Annotated in this window: 15 protein-coding genes and 1 pseudogene; 2 read left to right on the top strand and 14 right to left on the bottom strand. The window is 52.1% G+C overall.

What is annotated here, in order from left to right:
* Window positions 1-32: 32 nt before the first annotated feature.
* From ACL02P_RS05045 to ACL02P_RS05030, 4 genes and pseudogenes are all read right to left on the bottom strand, one after another.
* Window positions 33-218 (bottom strand): annotated as a pseudogene (locus ACL02P_RS05045) (response regulator); the annotation flags it as partial.
* 117 nt (window positions 219-335) lie between these two features.
* Window positions 336-1,427: a hypothetical protein gene (locus tag ACL02P_RS05040; RefSeq protein ID WP_412836895.1), complete on the bottom strand. Its 1,092-nt coding sequence runs from the start codon at window positions 1,425-1,427 to the stop codon at window positions 336-338.
* A gap of 45 nt (window positions 1,428-1,472) precedes the next feature.
* Entirely contained in the window at window positions 1,473-1,913 is a 441-nt protein-coding gene (locus ACL02P_RS05035; protein ID WP_412836894.1) for a hypothetical protein, read from the bottom strand.
* Window positions 1,910-2,374: an RNA polymerase sigma factor gene (locus tag ACL02P_RS05030; protein WP_412836893.1), complete on the bottom strand. Its 465-nt coding sequence runs from the start codon at window positions 2,372-2,374 to the stop codon at window positions 1,910-1,912. The genes ACL02P_RS05035 and ACL02P_RS05030 overlap by 4 nt, the downstream gene beginning before the upstream one ends.
* A gap of 430 nt (window positions 2,375-2,804) precedes the next feature.
* Between ACL02P_RS05030 and ACL02P_RS05025 the strand changes: the two genes are divergently transcribed.
* Complete coding sequence (locus ACL02P_RS05025) at window positions 2,805-3,965, top strand: asparaginase (protein ID WP_412836892.1); 1,161 nt, start codon at window positions 2,805-2,807, stop codon at window positions 3,963-3,965.
* Window positions 3,966-4,083: 118 nt separating this feature from the next.
* Window positions 4,084-4,452: a DUF423 domain-containing protein gene (locus ACL02P_RS05020; RefSeq protein ID WP_009226963.1), complete on the top strand. Its 369-nt coding sequence runs from the start codon at window positions 4,084-4,086 to the stop codon at window positions 4,450-4,452.
* A gap of 59 nt (window positions 4,453-4,511) precedes the next feature.
* Here the strand turns inward: ACL02P_RS05020 and ACL02P_RS05015 are convergent, their stop codons facing one another.
* The 10 genes from ACL02P_RS05015 to dinG form a co-directional block, all read right to left on the bottom strand.
* Complete coding sequence (locus ACL02P_RS05015; protein WP_412836891.1) at window positions 4,512-5,204, bottom strand: DnaD domain protein; 693 nt, start codon at window positions 5,202-5,204, stop codon at window positions 4,512-4,514.
* A gap of 26 nt (window positions 5,205-5,230) precedes the next feature.
* Window positions 5,231-6,526, bottom strand: a complete 1,296-nt coding sequence (asnS, locus tag ACL02P_RS05010) for an asparagine--tRNA ligase (protein ID WP_009226965.1) — start codon at window positions 6,524-6,526, stop codon at window positions 5,231-5,233.
* 61 nt (window positions 6,527-6,587) lie between these two features.
* Window positions 6,588-7,793: an acetate/propionate family kinase gene (locus ACL02P_RS05005; RefSeq protein WP_009226966.1), complete on the bottom strand. Its 1,206-nt coding sequence runs from the start codon at window positions 7,791-7,793 to the stop codon at window positions 6,588-6,590.
* The gene (locus ACL02P_RS05000; RefSeq protein WP_009226967.1) at window positions 7,790-8,662 is read right to left on the bottom strand and encodes a 3-hydroxyacyl-CoA dehydrogenase family protein; all 873 of its coding nucleotides are present in this window, start codon (window positions 8,660-8,662) and stop codon (window positions 7,790-7,792) included. Before ACL02P_RS05000 ends, ACL02P_RS05005 begins: the two co-directional genes overlap by 4 nt.
* Before the next feature lie 137 nt (window positions 8,663-8,799).
* Window positions 8,800-10,302 (bottom strand): AAA family ATPase, encoded by a 1,503-nt coding sequence (locus ACL02P_RS04995; protein ID WP_260070804.1) that lies wholly within the window; start codon window positions 10,300-10,302, stop codon window positions 8,800-8,802.
* On the bottom strand, window positions 10,295-10,828 hold the full coding sequence (locus ACL02P_RS04990; RefSeq protein ID WP_009226969.1) for a hypothetical protein: 534 nt from the start codon (window positions 10,826-10,828) through the stop codon (window positions 10,295-10,297). Before ACL02P_RS04990 ends, ACL02P_RS04995 begins: the two co-directional genes overlap by 8 nt.
* Before the next feature lie 254 nt (window positions 10,829-11,082).
* Window positions 11,083-11,568, bottom strand: a complete 486-nt coding sequence (locus ACL02P_RS04985) for a DUF5590 domain-containing protein (RefSeq protein WP_009226970.1) — start codon at window positions 11,566-11,568, stop codon at window positions 11,083-11,085.
* A 60-nt stretch (window positions 11,569-11,628) separates the two neighbouring features.
* Window positions 11,629-12,927 carry an amidohydrolase gene (locus ACL02P_RS04980; protein WP_260070803.1) on the bottom strand — a complete coding sequence of 433 codons (1,299 nt, stop codon included), beginning with the start codon at window positions 12,925-12,927 and terminating at the stop codon, window positions 11,629-11,631.
* Complete coding sequence (locus ACL02P_RS04975) at window positions 12,924-13,568, bottom strand: redox-sensing transcriptional repressor Rex (protein ID WP_009226972.1); 645 nt, start codon at window positions 13,566-13,568, stop codon at window positions 12,924-12,926. Before ACL02P_RS04975 ends, ACL02P_RS04980 begins: the two co-directional genes overlap by 4 nt.
* Before the next feature lie 40 nt (window positions 13,569-13,608).
* Window positions 13,609-16,464, bottom strand: a complete 2,856-nt coding sequence (gene dinG, locus ACL02P_RS04970) for an ATP-dependent DNA helicase DinG (RefSeq protein WP_412837319.1) — start codon at window positions 16,462-16,464, stop codon at window positions 13,609-13,611.
* Window positions 16,465-16,609 lie beyond the last annotated feature (145 nt).

The raw sequence follows: 16,609 nt of genomic DNA, 5'->3' as shown, positions 1-16,609 counted from the left end.
TCTCGGGGATGGCGACATGCTGTGTAACGCCGATCTCGCGGACCTTCAGCTGCCATCACCTGGTCCATCTTCCCTTCACGTGCCGACAAGAACACGATTGGACAGGTCGATAAGTTGCGGATCTGGCGACAACAATAGTAGCCGTCGTATTTCGGCAGGTTGACATCCAGCAGCTCTACTAGCGGCTTGTCGTCTTCCGCAATATAGATTTTGAACATAACGTTTCTCCTTATTCTAGCAATCCCACTCCCAGCATTGTAGCAAATATCGCCCCCAGAAATAAAATAGAGAGGCTTAGCCGTGAAGCTGTCACCTCTCATATCGTCATCTAAGTGTTAGATTTCCTCGTCGCTCCAAAGCATATTCCGCCGTTTCGGCCGGGCGAGCAGTTTGATTCCCCCGCCGATCAGCAGGACGGCGACGATCGTGGGCCGGAGGTATTTTTCAATTCGAGAATAGATGTGAAGCTCAGGGAAATGGGTATCCAGTATCGGAACGATCAGTTCCATCCCAACGAAATAGATTCCTAGCAGAATAAGCGCAATGCCAAGCCAATGCTGGTATTCGCCGCGGGTTTCCATGAGCGGCCGATCCTCCATCGGCAAGATACCGTACCGGCTCGTCTGCTGCAGGCCGTCAAAGAAGCAATAGAACCAGATGATCGGGATGATGAATAAAAACACCGATAACCGCAGCACGTCAATGACGTAAAAGCTGCCCAGAAACAGGGCCATCATCTGCAGGCCGCGTTTCTGCAGCCCGAGGTACATTTGACCTGCCCCAGGAAATGCAGACAGCATCGTCGCCAGCACCTTGCTGCGCCGCCCCTCAATTCGGCCGGCCTCCCAATCGTCAAAGGGGGTTCGGTCAACAAGCGGCTCCCCCGCCAATTTTCGGTGCACCAGCTGCACTGCGTCGAACATGCTGTACAGCCAAATGATCGGCAACAAACCAAGGAACAGTAAAAATACCGATTCATGCGTAATTCCAGTCACAAAGAACATCATCGTGATCAAGCCGAAAAAGGCGATCAAAAATGAAAGCCCCCGCTGCATGAGTCCCAGCTGAAAATGGCCCAAGCCTGGCACAAACGACAGCAGAATGGTAAAGAATTTCTCCGACTCTCTTCCTTCGCCGGTCATCTGCCGAACATGCTCCCGGTAAGCCCGTTCCTCCGGCGTTTCTCTAAGCATGATGATCAGTAGATCAAACATCGAGAACAGCCATAAGATGGCGGCGGCGATCAGCGTGAGTATGGCGAGGTCATCGCTATGCGCGGTGATTGAAACGGCGAATCCAAAAAATATCCCGCCGAAGAACAGGATCGGGTACGTGATTCCCCTTCCTTTTTTGCCCCAGTAGAGATGCCCCACACCGGGGATGAAGTTTAACAGTAAAGCTAGCAGTCGATTTCGCTCATACGGCATATGTTCTCTTCCTTTCCTCTATCATTCCTATGAAATATTGATTTGTTATCGTTGCCAGCCGTCAAGCCAGCCGGTTGTCGCCTTCATCATCCGTTCGCTCAGGGAGGATGAATTCGGACGATTCATCAGTTGATTGCTCGTTACCGCGATATGATCGAAAACACCGCTGCCAAGCAGCAACGCTGTCAAGGTCGCCGCAATCACATAGTGCAGCAGCGGATGGCGACTCCAGGTTCTGCGGCTGCTGGTTCGCGCCTTACTCTCCCTTGCATGCGGAAGCTGCTCTATGATCGATTGCCGATAGGCTTCTTCATCCTTTGGTCCCGGAAGCTCGCTTTCCAAGGAGGATAGTGCAGCAGCATAAGCGGTAAAGGCCGCCTCATCCCCTTGCAGCAAGGCTTCCAAGCGCGACTCCGTGTTCGCATCCAGTTCACCGTATATATAACTGCGCCATAACGCCAAATTCTCTGGGTTTTGTTGGCTCATCCCCAATCCTCCCTTGACCAGTGCTCGCGAATATAGGCCCTTGCCCGGTACAGCTTCGATTCCACCGTTTTCACCGCCACTCCTAACTCTGCGGCGATTTGCTCATGACTTTTGCCTTCCAGGTAAAATTTCGTGACGATCTGGCGATACCCCGCCGGAAGCGCAGCAATTCTTTGACGGACCTCCACCGTTCGCTCGGCATCGATTAACCCAAACAAGTTGCCTTCATCCGAATCCGTTGCGTGCAGGTCCAGATCCGCCGGGTCCCAATGCTCTTCCTTGCGCCGGTCCCTCTTCCGCTTGATGTCGATCGACTTGTTGACGGCGATCCGGGTCATCCAGGTCTTGAGACCTTGAGAGCGATACTCCGGGAGAGATTTATAGATTTGCAGGAAGGTTTCCTGCGCAGCATCCTCCGCTTCCTTCGCATCATGTAGCACCGAATAGGCTACCCGGTACACATAGGTCCCATATTCCTGGACCAGCCACGGAAAGACGCTGCGATCTCCCTGCTGAAATCTTAGAACAAACGATCTTTCATCAATAACTCTCCCCTCCTCCCAACATATTGACGACGGTTGTCCGCCCTGCCCCTGCACACTATTTGAAAAAACGTTTGAACCCGCAAAAGTGCTACAAACTACCGAAAATGAAATAAATGTCATAAAATATTACATTGAATTTGGATATTTTAAATATTTTAAAACAACTGTCGTGATCAACATAGAAAGTGTAAATGCTTGATATTCATAGGTTTAAGCGTTTTATTCGCCTTTAAACTCGTTTGTCAATATACATGACATCAAACTATAATTTCTCTCAAGTTAACGAATTTTGCGTCAGGTTTAATTACATATCGTTAACTAAAAAAACATCTTGGAGGTTGATGGAATGAAGAAGTGGACATCTCGAAGTTTGAAGACCTTATTAGTCACCGGCCTCGCCGTGACCGCACTGCTCCCCAATTTATATCTCTCTCCAGCTTCTGCAGCCGAAACGGTGACAGGTACCTTTACCGCGACCGAAGTTGTAAAGAAGCTGCCGAAAGTACAGGTCATCGCCACCGGCGGCACGCTTGCCGGGCAATCCACGGATGAAACGAGCTTCCAAACCTATCGAGCCGGCTCGCTGCCGATTGCCGATCTGGTAGCCTCCCTCCCAAATAAAGATCAAATCGCTGAAGTTTCTACTTATCAATTCGGTAACTCTGGTTCCAGCGCCTATACGATCGAGCAATTATATGATCTTTCTTTGAAAGTAGATGAAGCACTCAAAACGCAAGATGGGGTAGTGGTTACAACCGGTACGGATACGATGGAAGAAATCGCCTACTTCCTAGATCTGACCGTACGCAGTCCAAAACCGGTCGTTGTCACAGGTTCTATGCGGCCTTGGACAGTGATCGGGACGGATGCTCCAGCCAACCTCTATAATGCGATTAAGTTGGCGGCGAGCGGCAAGACGAAATATTTCGGCACCGTCGTCATGCTGAACGACGAATTCCATGCCGCCCGCGAAGTTACGAAAACGAACTCCTACCGTACCGATACGTTCGTGACTCCGGAAATTGGGGCTCTTGGATATATCGACGAAAAAACAATCCGCGTTTACCGCGCACCATTCCGCGCTCTGAAATCCGCTGCAGATTGGGCAACTCCGTTTGATCTGAGCAAAATCAGCAAAAAGGACTTGGCGAAGGTCGAAATCGCCTACTCCTATCAAGATGCAGGTGCAGGTGCGATCAGCGGATTTGTCGCCAATGGAGCCAAAGGCATCGTTACGGCTGGCACCGGGGCAGGCGGCATCTCGAAGGCCATGACCGAGGAGCGTAAAGCCGCCATCGAGAAAGGCGTCGTGTTCGTTACGACGACCCGGACCGGCTCGGGCAGCAACTATTCCAGCGGTGAAGGTATTATCGCCGGCGACAACCTGAATGCGGCTCATGCCCGAATTCTCCTGCTCTTGTGCTTGTCCTTCTCCAATGACTTCGATACGGTCAAGGATTGGTTCACCACGGTTGGGTACGGCCAAATTGAGCTTCCGGCCAAATAAGGAGGGCTACCTCCATAAAACAAGCAGCGCGTTCACTATGAACACGCTGCTTGTTTTTTCGCCCGATTGACGAGCTTGTGGGGAATCGGTAAGATTTGGGTGGAGGTGTTGATCCAAAATGACTTTACTGCTTACTTTGGGCGGAATCATGATGTTCCTCGCAGTCGCACTCGGTGCCTTCGGCGCCCATGCCCTAAAAAACCGCTTGACCGAGGATCGGCAGAAAACATACCAGACCGGCATCCAATACCATATCGCCCACGGAATCGGGTTAATTCTGCTGGGTCTTACCGCAGCACAGCTCGAGAGCGAAGGTCTAATCGTCCTCGCCGGTTGGCTCCTGCTTGTCGGGATCATTCTGTTCTCCGGCAGTTTGTATGCCTTGAGCTTGACCGGCATCCGCAAGCTGGGCGCCATCACGCCCCTAGGCGGTGTTAGTTTCCTCGCGGGCTGGGTAATCTTTGTCATCGCTGTGATTCAGGGCTAAAAGATCCCCACAAAAAAGAGTGCCCTCTCCTCTTGGAGAAGGCACTCTATTACTTCGCCCTATGATCGCAACCCTCCGCGAAAGCGTTGCGTATAAGCTTTGACGTCCTCCGCTGTACGCACGCGGTTGCGGCTCCATTCCAGCAAGATCCGGTCAATGTACCGGAAATGGACCTTTCCGGCAAATACCGCTTCCTTCAGCGCCAATCGGATCAGCTCTTCTGGATAACGGTCTTGGTCCACCCAGCTGGAGATCGTCTCGCATTCCATCGGCGAAAGCGGACGGGCAAATTCTTTTTCGAAGATAACAAATAAGTTCCGTTCCGGCTCCTCCCGAACATCAGGAGCAGAATCTACCGGTTTGCGGCCGGAGTCGGCCGATGGCTGCGCAGCCAGCCACTCGCCCAACCGCTCGTACATTCCGTGCAAATTATAATGCTCCGAATGGATGCCGGTTGCTTCATCAACCGTCTCGTCGATGCTGATCCAGCCTTCCTTCAATAAACCGCGAATGACCGGGGCAAGCGTTCCGGGTGCCATGTCCATCCGTGATTCCAGCTGTTCAATCGACGGGAAATCGTTACGCTCGATTTGCTGGAAAGCCAGTAGCTGGATCAGCAACATCGCTTCCGTATCGCTTAAACGGAGCTTCCGGTAATGGGCGAGCAGCGGGTAAGGGACGTTCACCATCCCCGCCTCCATCCCAAAAGCCATTCCCTTCGCCCAAGCGTTGTTGCCTTCTTTCATGGCCATAGCAAGCTCACCTTTCACTAGTTGCCTTATGGATACAACCGGTACAGCATCCGCGGGAACGGAATCGTCTCACGTACGTGATCCAGACCGCAGATCCAAGCAACGGTCCGCTCCAATCCGAGGCCGAAGCCGGAATGCGGCACCGAGCCGTATTTACGCAGGTCCAGGTACCATTGGTACGTTTCCGGCGACAGGTTATGCTCCTTGAAGCGTTCCTCCATCAGAACCGGATCGTCGATCCGTTGCGAGCCGCCGATAATTTCCCCATAGCCTTCCGGAGCAATCATATCGGCGCACAGCACGACCTCCGGACGATTCGGATCCGGCTTCATATAGAACGCCTTGATTCCCGCCGGATAATGGGTGATAAATACCGGCTTGTCGTAACGTTCGGCAATCGCCGTTTCATGCGGCGCCCCGAAATCCTCACCCCAAGGAATATCAAAGCCTTGCGAATGCAGGTATTCGATCGCTTCGTCATACGTGATCCGCGGGAACGGCGCTTGGATTGCTTCCAGCTTGGACACGTCGCGGCCTACCGCTTCCAGCTCAGCCCGGCAGTTTTTCAATACCGATTGCACCACATGAGTGATGAAGTTCTCCTGAATCTTCAAGCTTTCCTCATGATCCGTGAAGGCCATTTCCGGCTCGATCATCCAGAACTCGATTAAATGGCGGCGCGTCTTGGATTTCTCAGCACGGAACGTCGGTCCGAAGGAGTACACTTTCCCTAACGCCATCGCAGCAGCTTCCATGTAGAGCTGGCCGCTTTGCGTCAGATAGGCGTCTTCGTCAAAATATTTCGTATGGAACAGGTTCGTGGTTCCTTCCGCTGAAGTTGGCGTGAGGATTGGCGGATCCACCAAAGTAAACCCGTTTTGATCGAAAAACTCTTGCACGGCGCGAATAATTTCAGCCCGAATGACCATAATCGCCCGCTGCTTCGAGGAACGAAGCCACAGATGACGATGGTCCATCAAGAAATCGACCCCGTGTTCTTTAGGCGTAATCGGATAGTTTTCGGTCAATTGGATGATTTCAATGTCGGAAACCGTCATTTCATAACCGGACTTGCTTCGCGGCTCCTCACGAATCACACCCGTTACGTACATCGAGGATTCCTGGGTCAAGCTCTTCGCCTTGTTCCAAGTTTCCTCGGACACTTCGTTCTTTACAACAACGGCTTGGATGTAACCCGTGCCATCCCGAAGCTGCAAAAATTGAATTTTACCGCTGGAGCGTTTGTTATTGAGCCAGCTGCCGATGACGACCTGTTCCCCGACATGCTCATTCACTTGACGAATCACAGTTTTGACCGCCATGCTTATATCTCTCCTCTAACGATAACGATATTTAAAACCCAAGGTTTAAATTCGCCGTATTTTACTTCGATTCCTGCACGATCCGCAGCGTATCGCGAGCAATCATCAGCTCTTCGTTGGTCGGGATGACCAAAACCTCAACCTTGGAGTTCGGAGTCGAGATCCGGCGTGGTTCCCCGGAACGAACCTTGTTCAGTTCTTTGTCCAGCTCAACGCCCAAATAGCTGAGGTTTTCACAGGTTTTCTCGCGGACGATTGCCGAGTTTTCGCCGACGCCGGCCGTAAAGACGATGACGTCAACCCCGTTCATTGCCGCAGCATACGCACCGATGTATTTGCGCAGGCGATATTCGTACATTTCAAAGGCCAGCGTTTCATTGGGTTTGCCGGCTTCCCAGCCGTCTGTAATGTCCCGCATGTCGCTGCTGCTGCCGGAGATGGCGAGCAGACCGCTATGCTTGTTCAGCATCGAGTTCACTTCGCTGATGGACAGCTCTTCCTTATTCATCACAAAGGTAACGACCGTTGGATCCAAGTCACCGCTGCGCGTACCCATCATCAAGCCTTCCAAAGGCGTCAGACCCATGGAGGTATCCACCGATACTCCGCCTTTAACCGCAGTCAAGCTGGCTCCATTCCCGATGTGGCAGGTGATGATCTTCAGCTCTTCGATCGGACGGTTCAAAAATTCCGCTGCCACACGGCTGACATATTGGTGCGAAGTGCCGTGCGCGCCATAACGGCGGATGCGATGCTTCTTGTACAATACCTTCGGAATCGGGTACAAGTACACCTTCTCTTCCATCGTTTGATGGAAGGCCGTATCAAAGGCCACTACGTTTGGAACGCCTGGCATATTCGCCTCAGACGCATTGATCCCCATGATCGCCGGCGGGTTATGAAGCGGCGCCAGATCAAACAAGCGGCGGATTTCAGCTTTAACTTCCGGCGTAACGAGAGCAGAACCTTTAAACGCTTCGCCGCCATGCACGACGCGGTGACCTACCGCTTGAATCTCATCAACCGAGGACAGAACGCCATGCTCTTTGTCGGTCAATTTCTCAAGCACTTTACGGATCGCCGTCGTATGCTCCAGAATTTCACTGACCTCCGTCACTTCTTCTTTACCCGTTGGTTTGTGGGTCAGGATCGAGGAATCCATGCCAATCCGTTCGACCAGGCCTTTGGCCAAAACGGACTCATTCGTCATATCGTACAGCTGATATTTCAAAGAGGAGCTTCCTGCATTAATAACTAACACTTTCACAGCCGATCACCGTCCTTATCGTATTTAAAGAAGCCTTCGCCCGTTTTAACACCCAAATTGCCGGCGCGGACCATTTTCTTGAGCACGAAGGAAGGACGGTATTTCAGTTCACCAAATTCGCGGAACATCCGTTCCAAAGCGGCCAGCACCGAATCCAGACCAAAGCGGTCAGCCATTTCCAGCGGACCGTATTGGAATTGGTAACCCATGCGCATCGCTTCATCGATTTCTTCTGCGGAAGCAACGCCTTCGCCCAGTACATGCAGCGCTTCATTGATCATAACGCAAATAATCCGGGATGTTACAAAGCCCGGAGATTCGTATACCATGATGCCGCGTTTCTCCACGACCTCTTCAACGAACCGCTTCGTCTCTTCAAACGTCGTATCCGAAGTTTTCAGACCGCGGATGATTTCCACCAGATTGATTTTGGCAACAGGATAAATAAAGTGCATGCCGATGACGCGCTCCGGATATTTCGTTCCGCCGGCAATCTCGGTCAAACTCAGCGTGGATGTATTACTTGCTAAAATAATGTTGCTTGGACAAACTTGGTCCAGTTGCGTGAATACCTCTTTTTTGGCATTCAAATCTTCCGAAATGGTCTCGATCACCATATCGCAGGTACCGAGTTCGGCAAAGTGTGTAACTTTATGAATACGGGATAAGATCAATTTCTTCTCCGCTTTTGTGATCGCCCATTTCTCGAGCTGTTTCTCCAAACTCGTCTCGATCATGTTATATGCATGATCCAATTTATCGGCTGTCTCCTCCACGAGCAACACGTCCAGCCCTTTAGCAGCCAGCATTTCACTGATGCCTTGACCCATTGTGCCGCCGCCGATGACACCAATTCGTTTGTAATTCATGGTCCTCTCGCTCCATCCTTTCATCATCTGTACATAATATGGTTTTCCAGATGTCGAAACATACATCTTTTAACACCCAACATATAATAATATCTTAGCACGAAGAAAAAGTAAAAAAAAATAACCGGCATCATGAATTATGCCGGTAAATGGGCGCTGTCACGAAATTGACAACGAAATTGCTCGCCGGAGAGACGTTCTTCTTTTAACAATATCTCTAAGGATTTGTCGAAAACTGCTGAATGCTGTTCAAGCAACCGCTTTGTTCTGGCGGCAAGATCCTCCAAAATTCGCGTATTTTCGTTCATCAGCACCTCGGTCGTCACCATGTCCATATTCACGATTCCAAGCTCGGTCAGCCCCGACGTCATCATCGTATGCACGATCTTTAACGCCTGCTCGAAATCGTTGCTTGACCCGGTGCTGCGCCCGCCGTAGTAAATTTCTTCTGCGGCTGCTCCGGCCAAGGCGATCATAATTTGACCTTCCAAATACGATTTGGTGTACAAGTACTTCTCGTCCTGCGGATTGTGCCGGACATACCCCAGCGCTCTTCCGCGCGGGCTTAATGCAACCTGACTGACGCTGCCTGGGGCAACAACCTCCGCGGCAATCGCATGGCCCAATTCGTGGATGGCCACGCGGCGCTTCTCCTCCTCGGCGGCCTGCCGGTCGGTCTGCTCACCCATCAGCACTTTATCGATTGCAACCGACAAATGTTCCTGAGTGATTTGATCCACGCCATCCCGCATCGCATAGATCGCCGCTTCATTCATCACACTTTCCAGTTGAGCACCGGAGAAGCCAAACGATTCTTCGGCGATTTTGTCCAAATCAACGTCCTCCCGCAGCGGTTTGTTGGCTGCATGCAGTTCGAGGATATGACGGCGTCCCTTCTTGTCTGGCAAATCAACCTGGATATGCCGGTCAAAACGGCCCGGCCGCAGCAACGCGCTGTCCAGCATCTCCTTGCGGTTGGTCGCCGCGATCAGCAAGATCCGCGGCGTGTCGGACGTATAGATGCCGTCCATTTCCGTTAGCAACTGGTTGAGCGTTTGATCGTATTCACGCTGCTGTCCGCCTTCCCGCTTACCGCCGATCACTTCGATTTCATCAATGAAAATAATCGCGTTTTCTTTGTTTTCCTTAACCGCGCGGGTTCTGGCTTCCTTAAACAGATCACGAATCCGGCTTGCCCCCACGCCGACATACATTTCAACGAATTCACTGCCGGAAGCGGCCACAAACACCGCGTTCGTATAATGCGCCGCCGCTTTGGCCAGCAATGTTTTCCCGGTTCCGGGAGGCCCGGTCAGCAAAATCCCTTTGATCGGCCGGATACCAAACTTGCTGATTTCCTCATGGCGCACCATGAAGTCCAGCGCTTCGCGAAGCTCCTGCTTGGCGCTCTCCTGACCGCCGATCTGCTCGAAGGTTAGCTTCGCCGGCCCGCGCTTTTTGCGTTTCCGTTCCTGGGCAGCTCCAATCGTGATGCCGCCACGTAGTTTGAGCATTGTAAATACTGCGCCGAACAACACGATGGCCGTAACGAGCGGAATCACGTTAACGCCGATCACTGCCAGAAACACGATCAGTACGAGAATAAAGCCAAGCGCGGCTTCAATCATCCATTTACGCATTTGGCCATACCCCCATCCGTTCCGGCGAACGAGGCAAAATGATAAATTTGCTGTATTGTCCGTCCGTTAAGGTGATATACACGTTCTTCTCATCCATCTCTGCCGTAGCTTTCAGCTTGCTGTTTTCTTGCTCCATCTGTTTCAATGCAGCTGTAATTTGTGTATATTGCTTATTTTCCATAGCCTGAGCAACGGTAAACATGGCGTTTTCCCACAGCTGGTCAAGTTCCGGCGAAGAATGATCCTCGATATCCAGCTTCAAAGTTCGGCTACCGATTTGCTTCTCCCCGTTCTTCTCAATTTGACGCACCAGAGCACCAAGATCCGTCCCCGGCTTTAAATTCAGCTTAAGCTCCAGCTCGTCCGCTTTCACGTTCATATCGACATGATTTACTCCATCTACACTCTTCACAATATTCTCCAGCGGACGCTCAATCGCCCACTGCCGATATAGGAACCATCCACCAAATAATACAAGGGCGGAAATAGCAATGCTTGCAGCAATTGGTCCAATACGCAGTTTCACGTGATGCCCCCCTTATCTATATAAACTATCAACTCTGTGATATATATTCCCGTATATCAAAACTACAAATATGAGTATATCACATCGTATATCAAATTTCGAAGAAAAGTGTGAAGATATTTAAAAATGAACGCTAGTAGTTCTACCCCGAAATGCTACTTTTTCTCAAGCCAAAAAATAAAACGGTTCCGCGATTCAGGCTCTTCGCCTAAACAACGAAACCGTTTATTTATGATTGATCCATAGCCCCCCTGTCAGCGGTTCGGCAGGGTGAACACTTCCGGCAAAGCTTCGCCGGTCGTGAAACTGAAAAACCGATAATAATGGTGGTCCTTCTCTTTATAGAACAGCTGCCACACCAATTGGTTATTGTATATGCCTGGCAGCAGCCGAACCACCCGGATCCCCGGCAACGATTGTTTGATGATCTCACGCATTTGGCTCTCGGACTTGCCATCGGACAGCAAGCGTACCTCTGGATCATGTCCTTCCCTTAACCAGACCATCATTTGGCGGCCGGATGCATCCTCCCCTTGCACGACCCAGGTAACTTCATCCCATACCGACTTCCAAACCTTGTCGCCCCGGACGAGATCCGTCTCCTGCTTCGCCTGCTGGATAGCGGCTCTTTCGGCTTTCCACGTATCCTCATGAATGTATAGATAAAACCGGTGGAGACCCAGGAGCACGATCAACAGAATCACGAGGGACAGCAGGATCCATTTCGTTCGCTTCCTCAAGCTACTCTTCCTTTCCCTTCCTAAGCAAGCAGCCTCCTTCAGGAAACCGCGCGCCGCTCATTATCGTGCCAACAGTCCCTCAAACGCCGCTTGCGCCTCGTAGCGGATGCGTTCTTCATCCAGTGTCAGACAAGCACCGTGCTTGACTACCTGCTTACCGTTGACCCAGACATGCTCTACATCTTTGGCGCCAGCGGAATAAACGGTATGGGAGATATAATCCGTTCTCGGCAGGAAATGGGCTTGCTCCGTATTTAAGGCGATGATATCCGCCTTCATGCCAGCAGCCAGCTTGCCTGTATTTTGCAAGAAGACCGATTTCGCGCCGTATTCCGTCCCCATTTTCAGAGCTTCCAGCGCAGGAACCGCCGTTGGATCGCCGGATACGCCTTTATGAATCAGCGCAGCCAAACGAATCTCCTCCAGCATATCCAGGTTATTATTGCTCGCCGGACCGTCAGTACCCAGCGATACAACTACGCCCTTCTTCAGGAGTTCCGGTACGCGGGCGACCCCGCTGGCCAGCTTCAGGTTACTGCCTGGGTTATGCGAGATGGTAACGCCGTGCGCTGCCAAGATGTCGATTTCCTCGTCCGTCAAATGCACAGCGTGGGCAAGCAGGGTCGGGCGGGAGAACATCCCCAGCTTCAGCAAATGTTCTACCGGGCGGACGCCGTAATCGTTAACGTTCTGCTCTACCTCGGCGCGCGTCTCCGACATATGCGTGTGCATCGGCAAATCGAGATCATGGGCAGCTTGCACAAATTTCTCGATAAAGGCTGGCGGGCAGGTGTATGGTGCATGCGGCGACATCATCGTGGTGATGCGGCCTTCTGCCTTGCCGTGCCAGTTCTGAGCAAACGCGATCGCTTCTTTGAGCTTCTGATCTTGCTCTTCCGGGGAGCACAACCCGATGGCCCCGCGCATCAACACGGCGCGAATACCCGATTCCTCCACGACTTTGGCCACTTCGTCCATGTGATCGTACATATCCAGGAACGTCGTCGTCCCGCCCTTGAGCATTTCCAACACAGATAACGCCGTACCGGCATACACATCCGCCGCAGTAAATTTGGCTTCCATCGGCCACATTTTCTCCTGCAGCCAGGTTTGCAGCACCATATCATCCCCATAGCCGCGCAGCAGCGACATCGCCGCATGGCCATGGGTATTGATCAGGCCCGGCAGGAACAACAACCCTTTGCCGTCCAACGTTTCGGCGCCTTCCACGCCTTCCGGGCGCTCTTCGCCAATATAGCTGATCGTATCGCCCTCAACGAGCATATATCCGTGAATTACAGGACGGTCCGCATTTAAGACGGCAAACGTCCCGTTCTTAATTAACCATTTACGACTCATACGTTGCTTGTTTCCTTTCCGTCTTCCAAGTAGTAAGCCAAGCTCAGCAAATCAGTAGTGAAGTCAGCCGCATGGATCCGAACTTCCGGCGGAACCTTCAGAATCGTTGGCGCGAAGTTCAGAATCGCACCGATTCCGGCGGCAACCAGCTCATCCGCTACGCGTTGCGCCTCCGTATCCGGCACGGTGATGATGCCGATGCGGATATTTTTCGCCCGGACGGTTTCCGCCAGCTCTTCGATCGGCTGAATCGTGATGTTGTTGATCTGCTTGCCGATCTTAGCCGGTGAAGCGTCGAACACCGCAACAATCTTCATATTATCCTTCAAATACGCATTATAATTCGAAAGGGCTTGCCCCAGATTCCCGGCACCCACCAGCGCGACGTTAATCTGTTGGTCCAGATTGAGAATTTGTTGAATTTTTTCAATCAAATAAGCGACATCGTAGCCGATCCCCTTCCGGCCAAAATCGCCGAAATAAGCCAAATCCTTACGGATTTGCGCCGGATTGAGATCCAGCTTCTGTCCGAGCTCCTGGGAGGACACCGTTGGCACCTCCCGTCGGCTGAGTTCATTTAAGAAACGCAGGTAAACCGGCAGTCTGCGGACGACAGCGTCCGAAATTTTATCTGACTTCATGCTTGTTCCCCCTATTCTTCAATGCGATCTATGAAGCGGCTTAGGCTTCGGGATTTAACCATTCCGAGATGCGCGGAACCATCTGAGTTAATGGCATATGCTCCATCTTCGGTCCGGGCAAAGAGTATAAGAAATATTTTCCATAATAAGATTCCAGGATCCGGGTATCATAAACGATCACGATGCCGCGGTCCTGCGACGAGCGGACAAGTCGTCCGAATCCTTGCTTAAAGCGGATAACCGCTTGCGGGACGGACAGTTTCATGAATGGATTCTTCTTCTCCCGCTGCAGGCGTTCGCTCTTCGCTTCCATCAGCGGGTGGTTTGGCGGCTGGAACGGCAAGCGTACGATCGCTAAACTGGTCAGCGCCTCGCCAGGAATATCCACCCCTTCCCAAAAGCTGCTTGTCCCGAGCAGCACCGATGCGCTGTTCCCTTGGAACCGCCGGGTCAGTTTGGTGCGGCTGCCGCTGTCCATCCCTTGTCCGATCACCGTGATTCCCTCCGCTGCGAGCAGTTCCTTCAGCGGGTCATACACCTGCCTGAGCATCCGATAGGATGTAAACAGCACCAGCATGCGACCTTGCGTCGCCACCGCGGCATCCGCCAGCGATTGCACCAGCGTATGAATGAAATGGTCATCCCCCACGCTGCCCTTCACACTTGGAAAATCGCGCGGGATCACCAGCAACGCCTGATCGCGGTAGTTAAACGGCGAGGGCAGCATCGCTGTGATCAACCGATCCTCTTCCGCCGCCTCAGTCAAGCCAAGCTGCTCGATCATATATTGGAACGATTTATCCACCGATAAAGTCGCGGACGTCATTACGACGCTCTTCTTCCGGTCGAAGAAAAATTGCTTCAATTGAGCGCTGACGTCAATCGGCACCGCATACATTTGGAGCGACCGGCTACGGAAGTTCCCGTTCGCCTCCATCCAATAGACGGTGTCCTCGCTCTCCAGCTTCATGAAGAAGCGCAGCGCTTCCCGTTCCCCGGCTAAATCTTTAAACAAGCCGCTGATATCGGTGATCAGGCTCTCCGCTGCATAATCGTCCTGCTCTTCTCGGATTTCGGACAGGAGGCGCTCCCCTTTCCGAAGCACGTCGCCAAGACCTACGTAAATTTGATTTTCGAGCGCGGTCAGCGTCTCCCAATCCTTTGGTTTTCGATTCGGCAACAGCCGGTACACGAATTGCCCGGGATCGCCAGGGGCGGCGTCGCTGCGGTCAGGCATCAAGCTGAACAGCAGCTCGCTGAGCTTGTCCCAGCTCTCCTTCACGTCCACCAGCGTTGGATAGATTCCGTCGATGACTGAGCACCATTCTGAGGCTTTCTCCGCGCCCGACGCTTCAAGCGAGCTGCGAAGGTTGGCCAGCTGCCCCGTCTTGCTGTCTTTAAATAACCGGGTCAGCGTATGCACGACCGTAAAATACTTCATATGAATCCCCAAATGCTTGCCGGCCACATCCTCTAAATGATGCGCTTCATCGATAACCAGCCGCTCGTAACCCGGCAGCAGCTGATGCCCCGCCTGGATGTCCGTAAACAGCTTAGAGTGGTTCGTAATGACCACGTCCGCGACACCGGCTTCGTGTTTTGCGCGATGATAGAAGCATTTGCGGAACCAAGGACAGGATCGGCCTAAGCAGGATTCCGACTCACTGGCCACCGTCTCCCATAAATCACCGCCGCGATTGCCGAGATTCAGCTCTTCGTCATCGCCGCTTTCCGTTTGGGTAAGCCATACGACCATTTGCGCGGCCGTCATCACCTCTTCTTTAGGTGTTGAGAAGTCTTTTCTATTTATTTTATGTTCAAATTTGCGCAAGCACAAATAATGCTGCCTACCTTTAAAAACGGCTGCACGAAACGGAAAAGGCACGACCTCCGTCAACAACGGCACATCGCGCTCCCTAAGCTGTTCCTGCAGGTTGATGGTGTGCGTGCTGACCATGACCTTCTCTTCGTTCTTGACGCTGTGGTAAATGGCCGGCAGCAGATATCCTAAGGATTTGCCCGTTCCCGTTCCAGCTTCAACAAGCAAATGCTTGTCTTCCTCAAAAGCCCGCATGACCTCATTCAGCATCATGTTCTGGGCTTCCCGCTCCTCATACTGCGGCAAACGCTCCCGCAATCGTTCCCGGACCTGCTCCATAAACTGCTCGAAGGTCACGCCCGCCAGCGGATTGCGCTCCGTGCTGTCCCTTGGCGCTTCAATGTCAAGCCAATCTTCAACCTGCAAGGCGAATTGGCGGTAGTATACAAAGCCGTCTTCGCTTGGCAGCGCTTCGCGCTCCTTCTCCTGCACCATGGCATCAAAAAACCACCCGAGATCGCTGTCCTCACCTGCAAACAGATCGGCCAAACGCTGTAAGGTCAGCAGCGGCAGTCGGTCACATTCCTCCAAGCATTTGAGGAAAATCAGCGCCGTCGCCAGCGCGTCACTGTCCGCCTGGTGCGGACGCTCATGCTCCACCTCGAACTCCGCCGCCACCATCCCCAGCTGGTAAGAAGTCAGCGAAGGGAACAGGATTTTCAAGAAATCCATTGTGTCCAGGATCCGTCCGGTGAACGGCAAGTAGCCCGTTTTGTCCAGGGCGCTCTGCAGATAATTAAAATCAAATGCTACGTTGTGCCCAACCAACACGACGTCGTTCAGGAGTGGAACCATCTCCATCATCACTTCGTCCAGCTCCGGCGCATCCTTCACATCCTCATCGGTGATGCCCGTTAACCCCGTAATAAACGATGGGATCGGAACGCCTGGCTTGACGAAGGAACGATACACCTGAGAAATCGATCGATCCGGCTCTATAATGGCAAGTCCCACTTGAATAATATCATCGGAGGACTGGTTACCCGTCGTTTCAAAATCAAGCACAGCATATTTCATTGCAATTAGTTGTCCCTTCATTCCAGTCTCTTTACAGCATAACAGAAGATAGCCAATTTGAAAATTAATACAAACCATATCTGTAATAAAAATCACAAAATAAAACAAGCGATGCGCCGCCGTAAGCGGGGGTTCGCATCGCTTC

This window comes from Paenibacillus sp. MB22_1 (assembly GCF_047200555.1).
Taxonomy (GTDB): domain Bacteria; phylum Bacillota; class Bacilli; order Paenibacillales; family Paenibacillaceae; genus Fontibacillus; species Fontibacillus phoenicis.
Note: the sequence above shows the minus strand (reverse complement) of the source record. Positions and strands in the feature narration are given on the sequence as shown.